The organism is Xenorhabdus thuongxuanensis (assembly GCF_001908095.1).
In the GTDB taxonomy this organism is placed as follows: Bacteria; Pseudomonadota; Gammaproteobacteria; order Enterobacterales; family Enterobacteriaceae; genus Xenorhabdus; species Xenorhabdus thuongxuanensis.
On sequence record NZ_MKGR01000002.1, the window covers coordinates 235564 to 258961 of the forward strand.

Consider the following 23398-nt stretch of genomic DNA (forward strand, 5'->3'; position numbering starts at 1 on the left):
TTAGCTTGAACGAAGAGAAAGCCGCGTCATTTAGGCGCAGTCGGTAACATGCCCTTATAGGGCTAGAGCAAACCACCCGCTATGCGGGTGGTTCTGATTGGACAGAGAACCTTATATAAAAACCTTATCCGGCTATTTGGATTGCATAATCAACCAATGCTTTTAACTGGCGGCACTTTTCTTCATCAGACTGATATTCAATAAAAAGCTCTTCAATAGCTGCAAGGTATTGGCTGATATTTTCCTGTGTTAATGTATCCTGCCGATGACGTAACCAACGTTGTTGTTCGTCATCATCCAATGTCGCTGGATAATTTCTCGCCCGATAGCGGAATAACAGTGGCTTAATGCGTGCATCCTGGAACGTTAAATCCAAGGCAGGCAAGTTCTGGGGAGATGTTTCTCTGATAATTTCCATTGCAGTTTTATCTGCATCGCTGAAAAAATCGCTGTATAGTTTAGTATCGACATTATCCGATTCTGGAAACGCTTCTGGATGGGAGAACAGTTCAACAACTTTCTCCCTGATTTGCGGATTATTACGCAAGATAGCCAGATTTTGTGCACATCGGTTGCGATCTAATCCTACTCGCTCTGCATCTTTTGGCCGCAAGGTATTTTCTGGCGCAATGATTGGGCATTTATTAATGTGTACGAGTTTAATTGGTATTGGGCTTTGATCTGGCTGTAATTCATCCCGTCGGGTATACAAGCGCTCGCGTAATTCATTTACGCTGAGTTCTAACAGTGGAGCGATATCGCCAGCCAAATCGCACATGATAACTGCATTACGGTTACTCGGATGCCACGCTAAGGGGGCGACAAGACTAATATTGCTGCGCAAAACCCCAAACATACCCGATACATGAACCAGAGGTTTCATTTGTGGAATATCAATTTGATGGCTGACTTTCTGTTTATTTCTTAACTGGAAAAAGTAATCAAACAGTTTAGGTTGAGCTTTTTTCACCAGCTTTGCCATTGCGATAGTGGCATAAACATCCGACATGGCATCATGAGCATGAGTATGTTCAATTCCATTGGCTTTTGTCAGATGTTCTAATTTGAAGCTAGGTAATCCCTCCTCATTGTTTGGCCAGACAATGCCTTCTGGACGCAATGCATAGCAGGCGCGTAATACATCGAGCAAATCCCAGCGGGAGTTGCCTTTTTGCCAGCTATAGGCGTAAGGATCGTAAAAGTTACGATAGAAGATATTACGGCTAACTTCGTCATCAAAACGAATGTTATTATACCCAAGAATACATGTATTGGGTTTGCTGAATGCTTCGTGGATTTGTCGGGAGAATTCGGCCTCATTAACGCCTTTTTTCAATGCCAACTGGGGGGTAATTCCTGTGATCATGACAGCTTCAGGATCGGGAAGATAATCATCAGAGGGAGCACAATACACCACTAAAGGTTCTTCAATGATATTGAAATCACTGTCAGTACGAATTCCTGCAAATTGTGCTGGGCGATCTAAGGCCGGATGTTTACCAAAAGTTTCATAATCATGAAAGTAGAAACTTTGGTTTTCTTTATTGGTATTCAAGGTTGTGTATTCTCCGCTATCGCCAATTTAATTACTACTAATCAATGAATTATTATTTCCATTGGTATCACATTTATCTAACTCTTCGCTAGGCTGTACACCAAAGGCGCTCATTCTCGATGGCATTAAATTACGTTGTCATACATGGTAAACCATAACAAGATTTGAGCGAAGTAGTTCGTATGGCTATCCAAACCCAAACTTACCGTGGCAATGGAGGTTATTGTTCACCAGATAGATGGGAAAAGAAATTTGATCAAGAAATGTATCTGAAAGGTAGTTTATATCAATAAATTGTTGAAACTGACTTGTCTATGCACCACTTGAAATTGTATTGTGTAGTTAGCATAAAAAATTATCGGTCTGATTAAAAAGGTGTAAAAAATGGACAACACAAATAAACCAACATTCCAAAATGTATTGGAGTTTGTGCGTATATTTCGTCGCAAAAACAAATTACAGCGCGAAATTGTAGACAATGAGAAAAAGATCCGAGATAACCAAAAACGTGTACTTCTGCTTGATAATCTGAGTGACTACATAAAACCAGGAATGTCGATTGAAGATATTCAAGGAATTATTGCCCATATGCGCAGTGATTATGAAGAGCGCGTTGATGAATATATCATCAAAAATGCCGAGCTATCTAAAGAACGCCGTGAGTTATCCAAAAAACTTAAGGCAATGGATGGTGGAGTTAAGTAAGTTTTAGTTGTCTGAAAAGGTATTAACCACGCCTAATGGCGTGGTTGTTTTTCTATATACAAAAAAATGGCTCCCAGTTCAGGGGAGCCATTTAATTCAAATCACAGTATCCAATTATTCAAATGGCTGTGGTTTAGACATAGCAGAAGTTGCAATACTTGTTGCAGAATGCCCGCCTGCACCGCCTTTGCCTTTGAATGGATAAGCAGGGCGTTGCCATTCATTGATAATCACTGGCTTGGTCATCATATCTACTGGTGCTGGTGCCTTCGTCATTGGGGAATAAGCATGATGATTTTTTTCCACGATAATCGAAGACTCAACAATTTTTTTCTCTTCCGTTTTAACTTCCTCTGCCTTAAAACATGTTTCCGTTGCGACAGATGGCTGTTCTTCATGATGTTCCTGTTCAATAATCGACGTCATAACGATGGGAGCCACTGTGTGACGCATTTTTTCAGAATCATGTGATATTAGAATATGTGATTCTTCATCCCCTAAAATTTCTGACCAATGTTTTTCATCATGATTGATGACAGCTTCCACGCTAGCTGGTTCCGAAACCTTAGTTTTTTCTATTTCCGGTTCTACAGGTATCACGATGGAAACGCTATCAACAGAATCTTTCGCATTATTATCATGAGTGATGTTGTCTTGTAGTTCTGCCACGTTCAGTTCTGCTATTTCGACGTGAGGCACTGTCGTAGCTGGTGCTGATTCTGTGACTGATGGCATCAGAATAACTTTTTCCTGCTGTACAGATATTGTTTTTTCTTCTACCGTTTCTCTAATTACATCAACAGAAACAGTGAGTTCAGGTTCATTAATGGTCACAGGAATAACAGGATAACGAACCCACACTTTGCCCGATGCCAGTTCTGGCGATACGACAGCCATGTTCAACGGTACTGGCGATTGAGTCAGATTGCGTTCATCACGGTAGCGACGACGACGTTGACCGCTGACACGTAAGTGGCGTGGAGAACGGCGGGAACGACGAGGCATTATGTTTTCTTGCTGTTCATTGTTTTGTGAAATAACAGTTTGTGAAACAGTGGGTTGTGATACAGAGTTTTGTGAATCTGCATTTTGTGGTATTTCAGGTTGGTTAGCTGCTGCTTCAACATGAGTATCAATAACGGCTGGTACAGACGCTTTTGTCTCTTTATGAACGTTTTCTGATACAGGTTCAGACATCACAGCGGGTAAGGCCACAATGTTAGTTTCTTGTCTCAGTTCATCGGTGATACGTACCTTTTGCTCAAGCTGGCGGCGTTGACGGCGAGGCATGACAGGCTGACGCTCTTCAATTTCTTCTTCGACAATGTCAGGTCGATTAATTGTCTGCTGAGCCTTAGTTTCCAGTTGCTGCTGCCGTTTTTCTTCTTGACGACGACGTTGACGTTCAGCACGTTGTTCACGGCGTTGTTGTTGCTGTGCTTCACGAGCCTCGTTATCCAGCGCAGTGCTATCCTGAACATTATTTTTCTGTTGGATATTACGGCCTTTACGTTGTTCATCACGTTCACGGTTATTGCGTGTTTCACTTTCGCGACGCTGATTCTGACGGCGTGGATTACGACGTTCTGATGAGCGACGATTATCATTGCCAGACGATTTTTTGCCTCTTTCTTGGGTTTGCTTTTCTTCTTCACCACTGAACATCTTTTTCAGGGCACTCAAGAATCGACTGAGCAAACCTGGTTTTTCTGTCTGTTTCTGGTTATTGGTGACGACTTTTTTCTCTTTTGTTCTTATTTTTGTTGCTGCCGGTGCTGCTGCTTCTGTTGGCAGATCAAAAGTTGAAATGGCAGGTTGCTCTGGACGTTTGCGTTCATGCTGAGTATCGTCCTGAGCATTTGTCATTTCCGCTTCATGCAGTTGTGGAAGCAGATAGCTCAAAGCTGAAATTTCTTCGCCTTTACGTACACGTAAAACAGAGAAATGTGGAGTTTGCATTTGATCATTCGGAACAATGACAACTCCAACACCACCTTGACGATGTTCAATAGCGCTGACAGCCTGACGTTTTTCATTCAGTAAGTAGGAAGCGATCTGTACAGGAACAATGGCATGAACCTGATGTGTGTTTTCTTTCAGCGCTTCTTCTTCGATTAAACGCAGAATTGACAAGGACAGTGATTCGTTATCACGAATAGTTCCGGTGCCACTACAACGCGGGCAGACATGGTGGCTGGATTCACCCAGAGATGGACTTAAACGTTGACGCGACATCTCAAGTAAGCCAAAGCGGGAAATTCGGCCGATTTGAATGCGGGCACGATCTTGTCGCACAGCATCACGCAGCCGGTTTTCAACTTCGCGTTGATGACGCACTGGAGTCATGTCAATGAAATCGATAACAATAAGACCACCGAGGTCACGCAGACGCAACTGGCGTGCAATTTCATCAGCAGCTTCCAGGTTGGTATTAAATGCCGTTTCTTCAATATCACCACCACGAGTTGAGCGTGATGAGTTGATATCGATAGCCGTTAAAGCTTCAGTAGTATCAATGACTACAGAACCACCGGAAGGTAACCGAACTTCACGCTGGAAGGCCGATTCGATTTGCGATTCTATTTGATAATGGCTGAACAAAGGAACTTCACCACTGTACAGTTTGATTTTACTGGCAAAATCTGGGCGTCCCAGTGCAGTGATGTGTTGGCGTGCCAAATCAAGGATTTTTGGGTTGTCGATTAAAATTTCACCAATATCTGGACGCAGATAATCACGGAATGCACGCACTATAACATTGCTTTCCTGGTGGATTAGGAAGGGAGCGTGATGGCTGTCTGCGGCTTTTTTGATTGCTTCCCAATGTCTTAGACGGAAGTTCAAGTCGCCTTGCAAAGCTTCAGCAGATTTGCCTACACCTGCGGTACGAACAATAAGCCCCATGCCTTCTGGAACTTCCAGAGAGGAAAGCGCTTCTTTTAATTCGATGCGATCATCACCCTCAATGCGGCGAGAAATTCCGCCTGCCCTTGGGTTATTTGGCATTAGGACTAAATAGCTGCCAGCTAAACTAATAAAGGTTGTTAAAGCGGCTCCTTTGTTACCTCGTTCTTCTTTATCAACTTGAACGATGACTTCTTGGCCTTCTTTAAGGATATCCTTAATATTAGGGCGACCATGAGAGTGATAATTACTTGGGAAATATTCGCGAGCAATTTCTTTTATGGGTAGGAAACCATGACGTTCCGCTCCGTAATCAACGAAAGCAGCTTCCAGGCTAGGTTCAATTCGAGTAATTTTACCTTTATATATATTTGCCTTTTTCTGCTCGTGTCCAGGGCTTTCAATATCCAAATCATAAAGACGCTGCCCATCAACAAGGGCAACACGCAACTCTTCCTGCTGGGTTGCGTTGATTAACATTCTTTTCATTCTAACTTACTCATTATTTTTACATTAATATAGAGCTGCGAGTAAAAAAGAGGTGAGCTACTAGTTACCGATGGCCTCGTGTCTTTTACAAAACCGCCAGCCTCACGGCTATCGTTTGTATAGAGGCGCCTATTTGTCGGCGAGTCTGAATTTCATTTGAACACAGTGCTCTTTATTGGGATGCTGTAATAAATAGGTACAGATTTTGCCCAATCCAGTAAGCTGCCACCCGCAGCCCATAAATTATTTGATAGAACATTACGTCTTATGCCATTGCTGCGTTTTTGCTCGATCAAACAGATAACAAACAATTTCAATCTTGCCATTCATAGTTTAGTAAACCGTGGCCAGAAAGCATTATTCCATTGCTATTGGGGTGATAGCAAGGTGACTTTATCGCTTTACGGTCTTTTTATTAGGAAATAGTGATAAGTTGTTAATATTTAGTCTTTATCCTAAGTCACTTGAAACAATAAAATAGGAAAAATGGATATTATTTAGACATAGTTAAAAATGAGTGGCGCTCTGTTGGTTGGATTATTAGAATCTTGCCCATGAAAACAGATAATCAAGTTGTACAGTTTGTCACGATTGATGACGAATATGCCGGTCAGCGAATTGATAACTTTTTACTGACACGTTTAAAAGGTGTACCTAAGAGCCTGATCTATCGGATCTTGCGTAAAGGTGAAGTTCGAGTTAATAAAGGAAGAATCAAACCTGAATATAAATTGACAGCAGGTGATGTCATCAGGATCCCGCCGATTAGAGTTGCAGAAAAACAAGAAACACCTGTCTCTGTCAAGCTGGATAAGGTTGCGGCTCTGGCGGAGTGTATCTTGTATGAAGATGACCATATTTTAGTCATAAACAAACCTTCAGGAACCGCAGTTCATGGGGGCAGTGGTCTGAGTTTTGGTGTGATAGAGGGATTACGGGCTTTGCGTCCTGAAGCACGCTTTCTTGAACTGGTACATCGGCTTGACCGCGATACATCGGGTATTTTGTTGATTGCGAAAAAGCGTTCTGCATTGCGAGCATTGCATGAACAATTACGCTTGAAACAGATGCAAAAAGACTATTTGGCGCTAGTGCGTGGGCAATGGCAATCCCATTGTAAAGTAGTAGAAGCACCTTTGTTGAAAAACATCCTGCAAAGTGGGGAAAGGGTGGTTAAAGTCAATAAAGAAGGCAAACCGTCTGAAACACGTTTTAAAGTTGAAGAACGATATGCGTTTGCGACATTGGTGCGAGCAAGCCCAGTGACGGGGAGAACTCACCAGATCCGCGTGCACACTTTACATGCCGGTCATCCCATTGCGTTCGATGATCGTTATGGTGACAGAACATTTGATGCCCAGCTTGCAGAAACAGGTCTTAACCGATTGTTCTTGCATGCCAGCTCATTAAAGTTTACCCATCCATCCACGGGGGAAACGCTTCGTTTCGAAGCCCCAATGGATGATAGTTTGCGAAAATGTTTAAGAATATTGCGGAATAATAATCATTGAGAGCATTCCGTCAGTGGATTTATCCCCTGACGGATAAGCATCTCTGTTAAAGTTATTAATGGTAAGCCGATAAGTGTGTTTGGATCTTTGCCGTCAAGTTTTTCGAATAATGTAATTCCTAAGCCTTCACTTTTAAAACTACCAGCGCAATTGAAGGGTTTTTCTTTGTTCAGATAATAAATAATTTCTGTTTCTGTCAGATCTCTGAAATAGACCTGAAATAGCTCACAACGAGTATCAACTACCCCTGTTTTGCTATTGAATAAGGTAATGCCAGTATAAAAAGTGACACATTTTCCACTGGCTTTTTTCAATTGTAAGAAAGCATTATCAAAATTATGGGATTTGCCGGTAATCTTGTCATCTAAAACACAAACTTGATCTGACGCTATAATTAGATGGCTAGAATATTCCTGCTGTAATGCGCAGGCTTTTGCTTGTGATAGCCGCATTACCAATTGTTTTGGACTTTCGTTTTCCAGTGGGCTTTCATCAATATTGGAAGAAGCACAGGTAAAAGGTAATCCCAACTTTTCTAGTAATAGGCGGCGATATTCGGAAGTTGACGATAAAACAATCGGAAGCATCTTTTTTTCCATAAAATACGTAGAGAAATATTCGTAGGCATTTTAAACTATACGCCGCTTAATAAGCGAATATTTGACGGAAAGGTGCAGATGTGTGGCCTTTTTCTTTGACTATGTCTCATTACAAAGATAATATGCGCGCCTTATGCAAAAGGTAAAATTACCCCTGACCATCGATGCACTTCGAGCAGCCCAGAAAAGATTGGATTACCATGGTAGTCATTCTGCTGGGCAAGTTTCTCGTCTTGCAGAATCCGTGGTCAGTGTGGATGGTGATGTAGATAGCTCATTATCATTTGAAATTGATAATCAGCGTCTGGCAGTTGTAAAAGGGCATTCCGAAGTGGATGTTACGCTTGCCTGTCAGCGTTGTGGCAGTAATTTCAGTCATCATGTTCACATAACGTATTGTTTTAGCCCGGTCGTCAATGATGAGCAGGCTGAGGCATTACCGGAAGAGTATGAGCCAATAAACGTTAACGAATTTGGCGAAATAGATTTGCTGGCAATGATTGAAGATGAAATAATTCTATCTCTGCCGGTGGTTCCGGTACATGATTCTGAACACTGTGAAGTGTCCGACGCGGACATGGTGTTTGGTACACTGCCTCCTGAAGCAGAAAAACCAAACCCGTTTGCCGTATTAGCCAGTTTAAAGAAAAGTACTTAAGGAGTAAGGTCAATGGCCGTACAACAGAATAAACCAACTCGTTCCAAGCGTGGTATGCGTCGTTCTCATGACGCACTGACTGCAACACTTGTCTCTGTAGACAAAACTTCTGGTGAAACTCACCTGCGTCATCACGTGACTGCTGATGGCTACTACCGTGGCCGCAAGGTAATCAACAAGTAATTTCAGCTAACCATTAGCAAGTTGATATCTTGGCTAATCTAACCTTAGCGTTAGATGCTATGGGTGGGGACTTTGGTCCTTGCGTTACAGTGCCTGCTGCATTGCAGGCACTGGCATCTAATCCACAACTGAAGCTATTGTTGGTCGGCAATCCCGAAACCATCTCTCCTTTGCTTGCAAATCAAAATGCCGAGCTGCTTAGCCGTTTACAAATTGTCCCGGCGGAACATATCGTTTCCAACGATGCAAGGCCATCTCAGGCCATCCGTTCCAGTCACGGTACTTCAATGCGTATAGCACTAGACTTAGTTAAATCAGGTAAAGCACGGGCTTGTGTTAGTGCGGGAAATACAGGTGCTTTGATGGGATTGGCTAAATTGATGCTGAAATCCATTGAAGGAATTGAACGGCCTGCATTGATGACAGTGATACCTAATCTAAAACAACAGAAGACAGTTGTATTAGATTTAGGCGCTAATATTAATTGTAATAGTAGCATGTTAGTTCAGTTTGCGATTATGGGCGCCGTAATGGCAGAGTATGTTGCTGGTGTGGATAACCCACGTGTTGCGTTACTCAATATCGGGGAAGAGGAATCCAAAGGGCTGGATAATATCCGCGAAGCCGCTATAACCTTGCGTAGTATCCCAACGATTAATTACATCGGGTATGTGGAAGGAAATGAGTTACTGACGGGAAAAACGGATGTGCTCGTATGTGACGGCTTCGCAGGTAATGTTACGCTGAAGACGATGGAAGGTGCGATCAGAGTGATCCTATCTCTGGTAAAGTCACCTGATGGTCAGCAGAAAAAATCATCTTGGTTGATGAAACTGTTCAAGATGAAGATAGTTAAAAAATGGTTACTAAGGCAGATAACTAAACGATTTGGCCATCTAAACCCTGACCAGTATAACGGAGCAACGTTATTAGGATTGCGTGGCATCGTCATAAAAAGTCACGGTGCTGCCAATGAACATGCTTTCAAAGCTGCTATTGATCAAGCCATTCAAGCTATAGAAAAGCAGGTTCCAGATAGAATTGCTGCCCGGCTGGATGCAGTATTACCCAAGAGTGAATAAACATAAAATGTATACAAAGATCTTAGGTACGGGCAGTTATTTGCCTGCGCAGGTGCGTACTAACGCAGATTTAGAAAAAATGGTAGATACGTCTGACGAGTGGATTGTCACTCGGACGGGCATTCGTGAGCGCCGTATTGCGGCTGAAGATGAAAATGTTGCAATTTTGGGTTTCAAGGCTGCTGAAAAAGCCATTGAAATGGCAGGCATCGATAAAGCACAAATTGACTTAATCGTTGTTGCCACAACCAGCTCAACCCATGCTTTTCCAAGTGCAGCTTGTCAAATTCAGCAATTGTTGGGTATTCAAGGCATTGCGGCTTTTGACGTTGCGGCAGCATGTGCCGGCTTCACTTACGCATTAAGCGTTGTAGATAAATTTATTAAAACGGGTGCGGCTAAACATGCACTGGTGATCGGTTCTGACATTATTTCAAGAGTTGTAGATCCTAAAGATCGCAGTACAGTTATTCTTTTCGGCGACGCAGCAGGAGCGATGGTAGTCGGGGTTTCAGAGGAACCTGGCATCTTATCCACTCATCTTCATGCTGATGGTCGTTATGGGGAATTGCTATCATTGCCTCATCAAAGCCGAGTGAAGTGCGATACACCAGAATACGTGACGATGGCTGGCAATGAAGTCTTTAAAGTTGCCGTTCGTGAATTAGCGAATATTGTTGATGAAACATTAGAAGCCAACAATGTGCCTCACTCTGAGCTTGATTGGCTAGTACCTCATCAGGCGAATTTGCGTATCATTGCGGCAACGGCCAAGAAATTAGATATGACAATGGATAAGGTGGTTGTGACTTTGGATCGTCATGGCAACACCTCGGCAGCATCTGTTCCGACAGCATTTGATGAAGCGGTACGTGATGGAAGAATCCAACGCGGCCAACTTATTTTACTTGAAGCATTTGGCGGTGGCTTTACCTGGGGCTCAGCGCTGGTACGTTTTTAATTTAACAGGAAAATAAACATGTCTGATTTTGCAATGGTGTTTCCCGGTCAAGGTTCTCAATCTCTTGGTATGTTGGCTGATTTAGCCGCAGAATTTCCACTGGTTGAGCAAACGTTCGCAGAGGCTTCTGCGGTTTTGGGATATGATTTATGGACGTTGATTCAGCAAGGACCTGTAGAAGAACTGAATAAAACCTGGAAAACTCAACCTGCATTGCTGGCAGCTTCAGTGGCGATTTGGCGTGTATGGCAGGAGAAAGGCGGTAAGGCGCCTTCCATAATGGCAGGTCATAGCCTTGGCGAATACTCTGCACTGGTTTGTGCTGGTGTGATTGAGTTCCAGCAAGCCATTAAACTTGTTGAGTTGCGTGGGAAGTTGATGCAAGAAGCTGTACCAGAAGGGCAGGGAGCAATGTATGCCATTATCGGTTTAGATAATGAATCCATTGCAAAGGCATGTGCGGAGTCAGCACAAGGTCAGATTGTTTCGCCGGTTAATTTTAATTCACCTGGGCAGGTGGTTATCGCAGGTGAAAAAGAGGCTGTAGAGCGTGCGGGAGCGGCATGTAAGGCCGCGGGCGCAAAACGGGCATTGCCATTATCCGTTAGTGTGCCTTCGCATTGTGCATTGATGAAATCTGCTGCTGAGCAACTGGCAGCTGCATTGCAAGACGTTGAGTTTAACCAGCCACAATTCCCTGTCGTGAATAACGTCGATGTAAAAGTAGAAAAATCTGCTGATGCTATTCGAGACGCTTTGGTACGTCAGTTGTATAATCCTGTGCGTTGGACAGAATCAGTTGAATGTATTGCAGAGCTTGGGGTTGAACAATTGTTGGAAATCGGGCCAGGTAAGGTACTCACTGGGTTAACGAAACGTATTGTTGATACTTTAAGTGCTGTAGCAGTAAATGATGTATCATCACTCACAGTTGCTCTGAACAAATAACTGGGGAAAACATGAGCTTTGATGGAAAAATAGCACTGGTCACTGGTGCGAGCCGTGGCATAGGTCGCGCGATTGCAGAATTATTGGTTGAGCGGGGTGCACGTGTTGTTGGCACCGCAACCAGTGAGAAGGGAGCTGAAGCAATCAGTGCCTTCCTTGGTGATAAAGGCAAAGGTTTTGTACTAAATGTCACAGATTCAGAATCCATTGAGAATGCACTATCGAATATTCGTGCTGAATTTGGTGAAATAGACATTTTAGTTAATAATGCAGGCATCACTCGTGATAACTTGTTGATGCGCATGAAAGATGATGAGTGGCAAGATATTATTGACACTAATCTTTCTTCGATTTTTCGTCTGTCAAAAGCAGTAATGCGCTCTATGATGAAAAAACGTTATGGACGTATTATTTCCATTGGCTCTGTTGTTGGAACAATGGGAAATGCGGGACAGGCGAATTACGCGGCAGCGAAAGCAGGGGTTATTGGTTTTAGTAAATCATTGGCTCGTGAAGTCGCTTCCCGTGGCATCACTGTTAACGTTGTTGCACCTGGTTTTATCGAAACTGATATGACTAAAGCGTTGACAGACGAACAACGTGCGGGCATTGCTGCTGGAATACCTGCTAATCGTCTTGGTGATGCAAAGGAAATTGCCAGTGCTGTAGCGTTTCTTGCTTCTGACGAGGCCGCTTACATCACGGGTGAAACATTGCATGTCAATGGTGGCATGTACATGATCTAAAAATGAGCGAACCTACTGTTTTTGATGTATTTTTTATACAAAAAAAGCAGATTGTGGTTCGACCAGCCGGGATTTGGTTGCATCTTTTCCTGTATTTTATAAACTACGAAAACCATCGCAAAAGCGAGTTTTGATAGGAAATTTAATAGTATGAGCACTATCGACGAACGCGTTAAGAAAATCATCGTTGAACAACTGGGTGTTAAAGAGGAAGAAGTTGTGAACACAGCTTCATTTGTTGATGACTTGGGCGCTGATTCTCTTGACACAGTTGAACTGGTAATGGCTCTGGAAGAAGAGTTCGATATCGAGATCCCAGACGAAGAAGCTGAAAAAATCACTACAGTTCAAGCTGCTATTGACTACGTTGAAAACGCAGGTAAATAAGCACACATACCTAGGCGGTCGTTCGACCGCCTATGTTTTTCGTCCCAAATTTTTTCCCTCCCTGGAGGATAACCGTGTCTAAGCGTCGAGTAGTCGTGACCGGACTAGGCATGTTATCTCCTGTCGGCAATACAGTAGAGTCTTCTTGGAACGCTGTTTGTGCCGGACAGAGTGGTATCGGCCTTATCGAACATTTTGATACCTCTAACCATGCAACGAAGTTTGCAGGTTTAGTGAAGAATTTTAATCATGAAGATTTCAATATTTCGCGCAAAGAAGCACGAAAGATGGATCTCTTCATTCAGTATGGTATTGCTGCGGGCAAACAAGCTGTTGAAGATGCAGGAATCGAAGTAACAGAAGCCAATGCTAGCCGCTTTGGTGCTGCTATTGGTTCTGGTATTGGTGGATTGGGCCTGATCGAAGAAAATCACAGTACACTGTTATCGGCAGGGCCTCGTAAGGTCAGCCCATTCTTTGTACCATCAACCATCATCAATATGGTGGCGGGCCATTTGAGCATCTTGTATGGTCTTCGTGGTCCGAGCATCTCCATTGCAACAGCCTGTACTTCTGGCGTACATAATATCGGTCATGCAGCTCGCATTATTGCCTATAATGATGCTGACATTATGCTGGCCGGTGGTGCAGAAAAAGCGAGTACTGAGTTTGGGGTTGCTGGATTCGGTGCTGCACGCGCATTGTCAACCCGTAATGATGATCCTCAAGGTGCAAGCCGTCCTTGGGATAAAGATCGTGATGGTTTTGTTCTGGGCGATGGTGCAGGTATTGTCGTGCTTGAAGAGTATGAGCACGCGAAAAAACGCGGCGCGAAAATCTATGCTGAAGTTGTTGGCTTTGGCATGAGCAGTGATGCTTACCACATGACATCACCTCCTGAAGATGGCGCAGGTGCTGCTTTAGCAATGCAAAATGCCCTGAAAGATGCGGGAATCTCACCAGAGCAAGTGGGTTACATCAATGCTCATGGTACTTCAACGTCAGTTGGTGATATTGCTGAAGCACGTGCAGTGGAGGCTGTTTTTGGTGAAGGCACTAAAGTATTGGTGAGTTCAACCAAATCGATGACAGGCCATTTGTTGGGTGCAGCAGGCGCAATTGAATCTATATTTACTATTCTTTCTCTGCGTGATCAGATTATTCCTCCAACCATTAACCTGGAGAATCAGGCTGAGAATTGTCGTTTGGATTTAGTTCCAGGTACAGCGCGCAACGTTGAAGGAATGGAATATGCATTGTGTAACTCTTTTGGTTTCGGTGGCACCAACGGGTCATTGATTTTCCGCAAGATCTAAAATCACTTTGTGTTTATAAAAAGCCCCGACACATGTTGGGGCTTTTTTATCAAAAATAAGAAGTTAACATGACGTATTGGATTAATGGTCATCAGTGCGATCATATACCTGTTAATGATCGTGCGGTACAGTTTGGCGACGGCTGCTTTACCACAATAAGGGTTGAGCAAGGGATACCGGCTTTGCTACCTTTGCATATAAAACGGTTGCAGAAAGGTGTTGAAAAACTCTTTATGCCAGCACTGAGTTGGTTCCAACTTGAGAACCATATTAAACAGGTAGTGAAAGGGTGTGAATCCGGTGTTTTGAAAGTCATTCTGTCCAGAGGTACGGGAGGCCGTGGCTATAGTTTTGCTGACACGATTACGCCTACCCATATCTTGTCTTTGAGTCCATATCCTGAACGATATGTAACTCAGCGTCAAAAAGGTGTGTCATTAACTCTTAGTCCCATTCCAATGGGAATTAATCCCTATCTGGCTGGTATTAAGCACTTAAATCGTTTGGAGCAGGTTTTAATCAAACGGTTCATTGAACAATCTGGAGCTGATGAAGCCCTGGTACTTGATAGTGATGGCTTATTAGTTGAATGCGGTACCGCCAATATCTTCTGGCGAAAAGGAAAAAATGTTTATACGCCTGACCTTAGCCAGTGTGGGGTGGAAGGAGTCATGCGACAAAAGATCATCGAATTGTTGGCGACAAGTGATTATAGCTTATCATATGTTATGCGCTATCCCGAAGCTTTGGCTTATGCAGACGAAGTGATTATCTGTAATTCCTTAATGCCAGTATTGCCAGTAAGTCAAATTCAAGCGCATAAAAATCAACCTGCGTGGAAATATCAATCAAGAGAGTTGCATGAATATTTATTACCTGAATGTTTAAAACCTTAGCGTGTCAGTATTCAGAAGCACAAATAAAAGTGATGACCGGATGAAACTAAAAAAGCGCATTTTCATTCTGCCTGGCTTGTTTATTGCGTTCGCTGTGATCGTATTTTTTTCTTTTATGAAGAAAATAGAGAACTTTGCTGATCAAAATATTAATCTTAGCCAGGAGCTTATATTTACTGTGCCGGCGGGAACTGGACGCTCTGGACTGCAAGCCTTACTGACCCAGGATAAATTGATTGAAGATAGTCAATTATTGCCATGGCTATTTCGCTTTAAACCAGAGCTGGCAAAATTTAAGGCTGGAACTTACCGTTTGCAAAAAGGTATGTCTTTGAAGTCTGTCCTGCAACTGTTTGCCAGTGGCAAAGAAACGCAGTTTGCCATTCGTTTTGTTGAAGGTAGTCGCCTTTCTGATTGGACAAAAATATTGCAGAATGCGCCATACTTAAAACATGAAATAGAAAATAAGACACCGAAAGCTCTGCTTGACGCTTTAGGCATGCAAGAGGGCAAATTACTGGAAGGTTGGTTTTATCCTGATACCTATTTGTATACAGCAGGCACGAGTGACGTGGAGTTGCTTAAACGAGCCCATAACAAAATGAAAACAGTTGTCGGGCAGGAATGGGAAAGCAGGGAAAAGAATCTGCCATATAAAAGTGCCTATGAAATGTTGATCATGGCTTCTATTATTGAAAAAGAGACGGCAATTGAATCTGAACGAACCAAAGTTGCCTCTGTATTCGTGAATCGTCTACGGTTAAAGATGAAACTGCAAACTGATCCAACAGTGATTTATGGATTGGGAGATAAATATACGGGTACGATTTTTCGCAGCAATCTCAACACATTTACACCATACAATACGTATATGATTGATGGGTTGCCACCAACCCCTATCGCCATGCCAGGTTTGGCTTCAATTAAGGCCGCAGCACATCCTGCTGTCACAGAATATTTATATTTTGTGGCGAATGGCGATAGGGGGCACACATTCACCACCAATCTGGTAGCACATAATAAGGCAGTAAGTCTTTATCGCCAAAGGTTAAAGCAGGATAAATGAGTAGCAAATTTATTGTAATTGAAGGGCTTGAGGGTGCTGGAAAAACAACAGCAATCCAAACAGTGGTTGAAACCTTGCAACAGCAGGGTGTTTCTGATTTGACTCTTACCCGTGAACCTGGCGGGACACCGTTAGCAGAAAAATTACGTGAGCTGATTAAGCAAGGGGTTGAAGGAGAATCACTGACAGATAAAGCAGAACTATTAATGTTATATGCTGCCAGAGTTCAATTGGTGGAAAATATTATCAAGCCGGCTTTGGCAAAAGGAACTTGGGTCATTGGTGATCGTCATGATCTCTCTTCCCAGGCTTATCAGGGGGGCGGCCGAGGTATCGATCAGCATTTGATGGTGTCACTACGCAACGCTGCATTGGGCGATTTCTCTCCAGATTTAACCCTTTATCTTGATGTACCACCAGAAGTGGGCTTACAACGTGCTCTTGAGCGCGGTGAATTGGATCGGATTGAAAAGGAATCCTTAGACTTTTTCCACCGCACCCGTACAAAATATCTCGAACTTATGGCGAAAGATGACAGTATCAAAAAGATTGATGCAACCCAACCACTGGAAAAAGTGCAGGGTGATATTCGCCATACTTTACTTGCCTGGTTAAAGAATATCGGTTAAATAACATTGACTAAAAGCACAGGAAATTCAGACAAAAACTGGTATCCGTGGCTCAATCATGCATACCGCCAGTTAGTTGAACTCCACCAACAGGGGCGTGGGCATCATGCTATTTTGCTTCATGCTCATGCAGGAATGGGAGCTGATGCATTATTGTATGGTTTGAGTCGCTGGTTAATGTGTCAGAATAAACAGGGCATTAAAAGCTGTGGCAAATGCCACGGTTGTCATTTGATGTTGGCGGAAACGCATTCTGACTGGCATGTTCTTGCTCCTGAGAAGGGAAAAAATGTCATTGGGGTAGATGCAGTACGTCAGCTCAGCGAGAAGCTCTATGAATATTCTCAGCAAGGGGGAGCCAAAATTGCCTGGATCACATCCGCAGAATCCCTGACGGATGCTGCTTCTAGCGCCTTATTGAAAACGTTGGAAGAACCGCCGCAAAACACCTACTTTTTGTTGCAATGTCAAAGCCCTATAAATTTGTTGGCAACACTACGCAGCCGCTGTTTTTACTATTTTATTCCAGTCCCTGAAACCTCGACGGGGCTTTATTGGCTACAAAAACAGCTTCCAACGATATCTTCTTTGGATGCACAAACAGCATTGAAACTTTCTCAGGGAGCACCATTGGCCGCGGAGCAACTACTCCAAACTGAAAAATGGCAGCAGAGGAATTCATTTTGCCAGGCGATTGAACAGGCATTGCATAAATGTGATACCCTGTCACTTTTACCATTACTGAATCGTGATGATGTGCAGCAATCTTTGCATTGGTTGATTAGCTTATTATCTGATGCAGTAAAATGGCAGCAGCAGGCGCAGAATTACTGTATTAACCAGGATCAACAGGTTCTGATTCATTATCTTGCTTCTAGCCAAAGTGTGGAAACATTATTAAATACAGTTGATGATTGGGTACATTGTCGTCATCAATTATTATCTGTGGCGGGAGTCAATCGGGAATTGTTGCTAACGGAACAATTACTCAATTGGGAAAGGCAATTTTGCCCTGCACAGTAACCTAGTTAAATACGAGCATATTATGTTTTTAGTTGATTCGCATTGCCACCTCGATTGCCTTGATTATGAAACGCTGCACCAAAGTGTAGATGAAGTTGTGGCGAAAGCGGCCGAACGAGATGTGAAATATATGCTGGCGGTGGCAACCACGTTGCCTGGTTTCCGGCAAATGAAGGAATTGATTGGTAAGCGGGAAAACGTAGCGTATTCCTGTGGCATTCATCCATTGAATTTGGATGAAGGTTACGATTTCGAAGAACTTGCCCGACTGGCTGCGGATGAAGAAGTTGTCGCAATGGGGGAAACTGGCCTGGATTATTATTATCAGCAAGAAAATGCTGATCTCCAGCGAACTTCATTTCGTGAACATATTCGCATTGGCCGTGAATTAAATAAGCCAGTGATTGTGCATACCCGTGACGCAAGAGACGATACATTGATGGTTTTGCGGGAAGAAAAAGTACAAGATTGCGGTGGCGTACTGCACTGTTTCACTGAAGATAAAGAAACGGCAAGGGCTCTGCTGGATTTGGGTTTTTATATCTCTTTTTCTGGTATTGTCACCTTCCGTAATGCCGAGCAGATCCGTGAAGCCGCAAGATATGTGCCACTAGATCGTATTCTGGTAGAAACCGATTCACCTTATCTGGCACCGGTTCCCCATCGAGGTAAACAGAATCAGCCAGCTTATGTACGTGATGTTGCTGAGTATATGGCAGTGTTGAAAGGTGTCAGTATTGAAGAGTTGGCTGCGGTGACAACAAGAAATTTTTGTGGACTGTTTCACATCAATATTAAAGAAAACTAAGTTAGTCATGTCACACGGTGTTTTTAGGTCTCATAACAAACAGGAGAAGTAAAATGGCAGAAGAAACTATTTTTAGTAAAATCATCCGTCGAGAAATTCCTGCTGATATTATTTATCAGGATGATTTGGTCACTGCATTCCGCGACATTTCCCCTCAGGCACCAACCCACATTTTGATCATACCTAATGTATTGATCCCAACCGTTAATGATGTTACCGCTGATCATGAACTTGCTTTGGGACGTCTGTTTACTGTAGCAGCAAAAATAGCAAAAGAAGAAGGCATTGCAGAAGATGGCTATCGCTTGATCATGAACTGTAATCGCCATTCGGGACAGGAAGTTTTCCATATCCACATGCACTTAGTGGGTGGACGTCCATTGGGACCGCTATTAGCAAAATAATAACCTAATTTATGTATATCGGTACAAAGTAGTGATGTAACCGGAGTAGATTAATGAAAAGAATTCTCTTTGTTATTTTATCGGCAATGTTGCTGGCGAGTTGTGTTGCTCCAGAAACACAGCAGCCTGCTCCTGTTACACCGGTGGAGCCAAAGAAAAAACCGGAACCGTCGGTAGGGCCATCAGAAAAAGTTCCCCAACCGCCTAAAATTCAATCTATTAATTGGGACAGTATTGTTCAGCCGTTAGTTGATCAGATGATTAATGCTAATGGTGTGGAAGCGGAAAAATTACTGCTTGTTGATTCTGTTAAGAATAACACTAATGGCTCATTGCGAACCCTGAAAGCCACAGATGTGATCACGAATGTAATCAGCAATAAACAGGTTTTTCAGGTTGTACCGAAATCTCAAATCCATTTAGCCAGACAGGCGCTGGGGTTATCATCGGAAGATAGCCTGGGATCGCGCAGTAAATCCATTGGATTGGCGCGTCATTTACATGCCGATTATGTTCTCTATTCTGTTGTCTCCAATAACCATGGTCAGCGTGAGCTGGAAATGCAGTTAATGCTGGTTAAAACTGGCGAAATACTTTGGTCAGGTCGTGGTGACGTTAACTAACGACAACGCTTTGCTCAGGGTATTGTGTCAGTTATGGCCTGATATTCCCGCAGACTCTTGGGAAATTAGGCCATTAACAGGTTTGACACAGGGAAGTTACTATATTGCTAATATAACTACACATGAAGTGTGTCAGATGGTTGGACGCGCACAAACACCGCAGAGTGAAATACTCGGCGTGGATCGTCAACGAGAAAATCAGATCTTGCGGCGGTTGTCTTCCACCGGTATTGCACCTAAAGTAATGGCTATGCACGAAACCTGGCTATTGCTTGAATGGTTCAATGGGACAAAAGTAAAACCTGGTACATTGGGTCAGCCAACTTTACAGCAACTATTGGCGCAAACACTTACTATTCTTCATAGCCACTCTCCATTGGGTTATCCCCTTCAATTAAAAAAACAAATTGCATTCCAATGGCAGCAGATTGACAGAAGACGCTTATCTCCTCGTTGGTTACGCTTACACAAATCCTTTATGGCAACCAGATTACCCACTGTACTAAAGATAGCTCCTGCCCATATGGATGTTCATCCGGATAATCTATTAATGACTGAAGAAGGGTTAAAATTGATTGATTGGGAGTATGCTGCGGATGTCGATATCGGCTTTTCACTGGCTGTACTATTCAAGGTAAATCAATGGGATGAGGTGCAGAAAAAAAATTTTTTAGATTATTATTGTACCCAGGCATCAGGATATTCAGATATCCAATTATTGCAGCAACAAATTAAGCGATGGGAGTCGTGGGTCAGTTATATGATGTTAATGTGGTATGAAGTGCGCTGGCAGCAGACGAGAGAACAACAATTTTTATCGCTGGCGCATCCCTTACGCCAGGCTTTTAAATTGTCGTAATGAATCTAATAACCAATATAAAGAGAAGTGAGGAATGCTATGGGGCCAGTAATGTTAGATGTTGTTGGCTATGAATTGGATAATGAAGAGCGCGAAATTCTACAGCATCCATTAGTGGGTGGCTTAATTTTATTTACCCGTAACTTCCACGATACAGAGCAATTACGTGAACTGGTTCGTCAAATTCGCGCAGTTTCCCGACACCGTTTAGTGGTGGCTGTTGATCAGGAAGGAGGACGTGTTCAGCGTTTTCATGAGGGGTTTACGCGTTTACCTGCGGCACAATCTTTTGCTTGTGTACATGACATGCTTATGGGGGCACATCTGGCAAAAGAATCTGGCTGGTTAATGGCGTCAGAAATGATCGCAATGGATATCGATATCAGCTTCGCTCCAGTATTGGACTTGGGACATAAATGTACAGCAATTGGTGAACGGTCATTCCACGAAGAACCTGAACCTGCGATGGTAATGGCGGAAAAATTTATTAAAGGAATGCATTCTGCGGGCATGAAATCGACAGGGAAACATTTTCCGGGACATGGGGCAGTGACGGCAGATTCTCATAAAGAAACGCCAAGGGATAACCGTCCCATGGATGCTATTAGTTGCCATGATATGGTGATTTTCCGCGATTTTATCCAGCGTAATCTGCTGGATGCCATTATGCCTGCTCACGTTATTTATCCTCAGATAGATCACCGTCCTGCAAGTGGTTCACCCTATTGGTTGAAATCCATACTTCGTGAGCAATTAGGATTTAAAGGCGTTATTTTTTCCGATGATTTGTCGATGGAAGGCGCAGCAGTGATGGGCAGTTATGCTGAACGGGCTAAAGCATCATTAGATGCCGGTTGTGACATGATTTTAGTGTGCAACAATCGAGAAGGAGCGGTCAGTGTGTTGGACAACCTCCCGATAATTGAATCACCTAAAGTTAAACAGTTATACCATCAAGGCAAACAACTTAGTTTGGAAGAATTACAAAAGTCTGAACGTTGGCAAAAGGCTAACCAGGCGTTACATGATTTGTGTGAAAAGTGGCTAAGATGCGAATAATCATTGGATTATTTACTCATAAATCTGATTCACATCTAATTTATTGAAAATCAGCATGCAATTTTTGTGATTGATGTCTAATTAATCAAAAGAGTTTGGTTGTGATTATTTTTGGTATGACCAACTGACCTGCCATGATATTCTGGAGATATTTGCAATATGAAATTTGTTTAGCTTGAAGTTATTTAAGGACGTTATTTAAGGTTTTTTACTCAAAGAAACGAACTTAGCGCCTTACATAACATTATGTTGTATTTTCAGTGGGGTATTCATGACAACGCCAAAGACAAGAATTGTCATCATTGGTGGGGGCGCTGGTGGTTTAGAGCTAGCAACGCGTTTGGGACACAAATTAGGGCGTAAGAAAAAAGCCGAAATTACTTTGGTAGATCGCAATAATAGCCATTTATGGAAACCACTATTGCATGAAGTGGCAACAGGATCTCTTGATGATGGCGTTGATGCGTTGAGTTATTTGGCTCATGCAAGTAACCATTATTTCAATTTCCAGCTAGGTACACTCACGAATATCAATCGTGAAGAAAAAACAATTACTCTGGCTGGGATCAGTGATGAAACTGGTGATTTGTTGGTACCAGAGCGTGAACTGGCTTACGACATTCTTGTCATGGCATTGGGCAGCCAATCTAACGATTTTGGCACGGCTGGTGTGAAGGAAAATTGTATTTTTCTTGATAACCCGCAACAGGCACATCGTTTCCACAATGAAATGTTGAACCTGTTCCTGAAATATTCTGCAAATCACTGTGCAGAAGAAAAAGTGAATATCGCGATTGTTGGCGGTGGTGCGACTGGCGTAGAACTTTCTGCGGAACTCTACAATGCAGTTAAGCAACTTAACAGTTATGGTTTTGAAAGCCTGAATTCAGATGCCCTTAATGTGACTTTGGTTGAAGCGGGGGAGCGTATCCTGCCTGCATTGCCGACACGCATTTCCAGTGCAGCCCATCAAGAGTTGACTAAGCTGGGTGTTAAGGTATTAACCAAGACAATGGTGACCAGTGCTGATGAGCATGGGTTGAATACCAAAGAGGGTGAGCAGATCAAAGCTTCCTTGATGGTATGGGCTGCGGGAATTAAAGCACCTGACTTTATGAAAGATATTGGTGAGTTAGAAACAAACCGTATCAACCAATTGGTTGTGAAGCCAACTTTGCAAACCACACGGGATGATCATATTTTTGCTATTGGAGATTGTGCATCATGTCCGAAAAAAGAGGGTGATTTTGTTCCTCCTCGTGCGCAATCTGCTCACCAGATGGCAAGCCGTTGCTATGACAATATCTTGGCATTGTTGAATGAAAAACCATTGAAAGAATATGTTTATAAAGATCATGGTTCATTGGTTTCATTATCCAAGTTCAGTACTGTCGGTAGTCTGATGGGGAACTTGATGCGTGGTTCAATGATGGTTGAAGGCCGTATTGCTCGTATGGTTTATATCTCTTTGTATCGTATGCATCAGGTAGCTCTGCATGGATATATTAAAACAGGTTTGATGATGCTGGTTGGAGGAATTAACCGTGTTATTCGTCCACGCTTGAAGTTGCATTAATTAGCCAAAAAATGGCTCATCTTGAGGTAATTTATTGAGGTGAGTCATTTATCTACTCTTTATATTTATTATTATACATATCATAAAAGTTATTCTGGTGACTTACTATAATGAATAAAAAATTATTTGAACTAAATTCAGGTTTCATTTTAATTAATCCATTATTGTTATATGTGGTAATTTATTTAAAATAATGGTCTGTAATTATATTGATATGTTATACAAAATAAATTTAATTGACTGAGTTATGCATAACTGCCTAATAGATAATCAAATAATTTATCAGCAGATTTAATTAATCGTTATAATAAAGCCGGCTTTAGTTAGGTTATTTTGGCATCACAAATTTGCTTAGTTTGTAGGATCATGGTGTTAGGAGATATATCTTTTATTTTTTGTATTGTGTGTACT

23 protein-coding genes are annotated in these 23398 nt (G+C 42.6%); 20 read left to right on the forward strand and 3 right to left on the reverse strand.

What is annotated here, in order from left to right; translation table 11 throughout:
- Window positions 1-124 precede the first annotated feature (124 nt).
- A complete protein-coding gene (gene sbcB, locus Xentx_RS02585) occupies window positions 125-1555 on the reverse strand; it encodes an exodeoxyribonuclease I (protein WP_074018716.1) in 1431 nt (476 codons plus the stop codon).
- 384 nt (window positions 1556-1939) lie between these two features.
- On the opposite strand from sbcB, the gene tmaR reads away from it, so the two are divergent.
- Window positions 1940-2260: a PTS system regulator TmaR gene (gene tmaR / locus Xentx_RS02590; RefSeq protein WP_074018717.1), complete on the forward strand. Its 321-nt coding sequence runs from the start codon at window positions 1940-1942 to the stop codon at window positions 2258-2260.
- A gap of 114 nt (window positions 2261-2374) precedes the next feature.
- On the opposite strand, the gene rne is transcribed toward tmaR, so the two are convergent.
- A complete protein-coding gene (rne, locus tag Xentx_RS02595; RefSeq protein WP_074018718.1) occupies window positions 2375-5653 on the reverse strand; it encodes a ribonuclease E in 3279 nt (1092 codons plus the stop codon).
- 554 nt (window positions 5654-6207) lie between these two features.
- Between rne and rluC the strand changes: the two genes are divergently transcribed.
- Window positions 6208-7164, forward strand: a complete 957-nt coding sequence (gene rluC / locus Xentx_RS02600) for a 23S rRNA pseudouridine(955/2504/2580) synthase RluC (RefSeq protein ID WP_074018719.1) — start codon at window positions 6208-6210, stop codon at window positions 7162-7164.
- Here rluC and Xentx_RS02605 read toward each other — a convergent pair.
- Entirely contained in the window at window positions 7158-7751 is a 594-nt protein-coding gene (locus tag Xentx_RS02605; RefSeq protein ID WP_074018720.1) for a Maf family protein, read from the reverse strand. The genes rluC and Xentx_RS02605 overlap by 7 nt on opposite strands.
- Before the next feature lie 145 nt (window positions 7752-7896).
- Here Xentx_RS02605 and yceD point away from each other — a divergent pair, with 145 nt between their 5' ends.
- The 18 genes from yceD to Xentx_RS02695 all read left to right on the forward strand — a co-directional run bounded on the left by yceD (window position 7897) and on the right by Xentx_RS02695 (window position 22987).
- Window positions 7897-8421, forward strand: coding sequence for a 23S rRNA accumulation protein YceD (gene yceD, locus Xentx_RS02610; protein ID WP_074018721.1), 525 nt, complete (start codon window positions 7897-7899; stop codon window positions 8419-8421).
- A 12-nt stretch (window positions 8422-8433) separates the two neighbouring features.
- Window positions 8434-8604: a 50S ribosomal protein L32 gene (gene rpmF / locus Xentx_RS02615; protein WP_004253223.1), complete on the forward strand. Its 171-nt coding sequence runs from the start codon at window positions 8434-8436 to the stop codon at window positions 8602-8604.
- A 29-nt stretch (window positions 8605-8633) separates the two neighbouring features.
- Entirely contained in the window at window positions 8634-9686 is a 1053-nt protein-coding gene (gene plsX, locus Xentx_RS02620; protein WP_074018722.1) for a phosphate acyltransferase PlsX, read from the forward strand.
- 7 nt (window positions 9687-9693) lie between these two features.
- On the forward strand, window positions 9694-10647 hold the full coding sequence (locus Xentx_RS02625; RefSeq protein ID WP_074018723.1) for a beta-ketoacyl-ACP synthase III: 954 nt from the start codon (window positions 9694-9696) through the stop codon (window positions 10645-10647).
- Between the two features lie 18 nt (window positions 10648-10665).
- Window positions 10666-11595 (forward strand): ACP S-malonyltransferase, encoded by a 930-nt coding sequence (fabD, locus tag Xentx_RS02630; protein WP_074018724.1) that lies wholly within the window; start codon window positions 10666-10668, stop codon window positions 11593-11595.
- 11 nt (window positions 11596-11606) lie between these two features.
- A complete protein-coding gene (fabG, locus tag Xentx_RS02635) occupies window positions 11607-12341 on the forward strand; it encodes a 3-oxoacyl-ACP reductase FabG (protein ID WP_074018725.1) in 735 nt (244 codons plus the stop codon).
- 150 nt (window positions 12342-12491) lie between these two features.
- Complete coding sequence (gene acpP, locus Xentx_RS02640; RefSeq protein WP_012989255.1) at window positions 12492-12728, forward strand: acyl carrier protein; 237 nt, start codon at window positions 12492-12494, stop codon at window positions 12726-12728.
- Between the two features lie 74 nt (window positions 12729-12802).
- Complete coding sequence (fabF, locus tag Xentx_RS02645; protein WP_074018726.1) at window positions 12803-14044, forward strand: beta-ketoacyl-ACP synthase II; 1242 nt, start codon at window positions 12803-12805, stop codon at window positions 14042-14044.
- Between the two features lie 68 nt (window positions 14045-14112).
- On the forward strand, window positions 14113-14940 hold the full coding sequence (gene pabC / locus Xentx_RS02650; RefSeq protein ID WP_074018727.1) for an aminodeoxychorismate lyase: 828 nt from the start codon (window positions 14113-14115) through the stop codon (window positions 14938-14940).
- Between the two features lie 40 nt (window positions 14941-14980).
- On the forward strand, window positions 14981-16006 hold the full coding sequence (mltG, locus tag Xentx_RS02655; protein ID WP_074018728.1) for an endolytic transglycosylase MltG: 1026 nt from the start codon (window positions 14981-14983) through the stop codon (window positions 16004-16006).
- A complete protein-coding gene (tmk, locus tag Xentx_RS02660; protein WP_074018729.1) occupies window positions 16003-16635 on the forward strand; it encodes a dTMP kinase in 633 nt (210 codons plus the stop codon). The genes mltG and tmk overlap by 4 nt, the downstream gene beginning before the upstream one ends.
- A gap of 6 nt (window positions 16636-16641) precedes the next feature.
- A complete protein-coding gene (gene holB / locus Xentx_RS02665; protein WP_074018730.1) occupies window positions 16642-17658 on the forward strand; it encodes a DNA polymerase III subunit delta' in 1017 nt (338 codons plus the stop codon).
- A gap of 22 nt (window positions 17659-17680) precedes the next feature.
- The gene (locus tag Xentx_RS02670) at window positions 17681-18466 is read left to right on the forward strand and encodes a metal-dependent hydrolase (protein WP_074018731.1); all 786 of its coding nucleotides are present in this window, start codon (window positions 17681-17683) and stop codon (window positions 18464-18466) included.
- 53 nt (window positions 18467-18519) lie between these two features.
- Window positions 18520-18870: a purine nucleoside phosphoramidase gene (gene hinT / locus Xentx_RS02675; RefSeq protein ID WP_074018732.1), complete on the forward strand. Its 351-nt coding sequence runs from the start codon at window positions 18520-18522 to the stop codon at window positions 18868-18870.
- A 53-nt stretch (window positions 18871-18923) separates the two neighbouring features.
- Window positions 18924-19493 carry a penicillin-binding protein activator LpoB gene (lpoB, locus tag Xentx_RS02680; protein ID WP_074018733.1) on the forward strand — a complete coding sequence of 190 codons (570 nt, stop codon included), beginning with the start codon at window positions 18924-18926 and terminating at the stop codon, window positions 19491-19493.
- Window positions 19477-20352: a phosphotransferase gene (locus Xentx_RS02685; protein ID WP_244149806.1), complete on the forward strand. Its 876-nt coding sequence runs from the start codon at window positions 19477-19479 to the stop codon at window positions 20350-20352. Before lpoB ends, Xentx_RS02685 begins: the two co-directional genes overlap by 17 nt.
- A 39-nt stretch (window positions 20353-20391) precedes the next feature.
- Window positions 20392-21411, forward strand: a complete 1020-nt coding sequence (gene nagZ / locus Xentx_RS02690) for a beta-N-acetylhexosaminidase (protein ID WP_074018735.1) — start codon at window positions 20392-20394, stop codon at window positions 21409-21411.
- A gap of 271 nt (window positions 21412-21682) precedes the next feature.
- Window positions 21683-22987: an NAD(P)/FAD-dependent oxidoreductase gene (locus tag Xentx_RS02695; protein WP_074018736.1), complete on the forward strand. Its 1305-nt coding sequence runs from the start codon at window positions 21683-21685 to the stop codon at window positions 22985-22987.
- The last annotated feature ends 411 nt before the right edge of the window (window positions 22988-23398 follow it).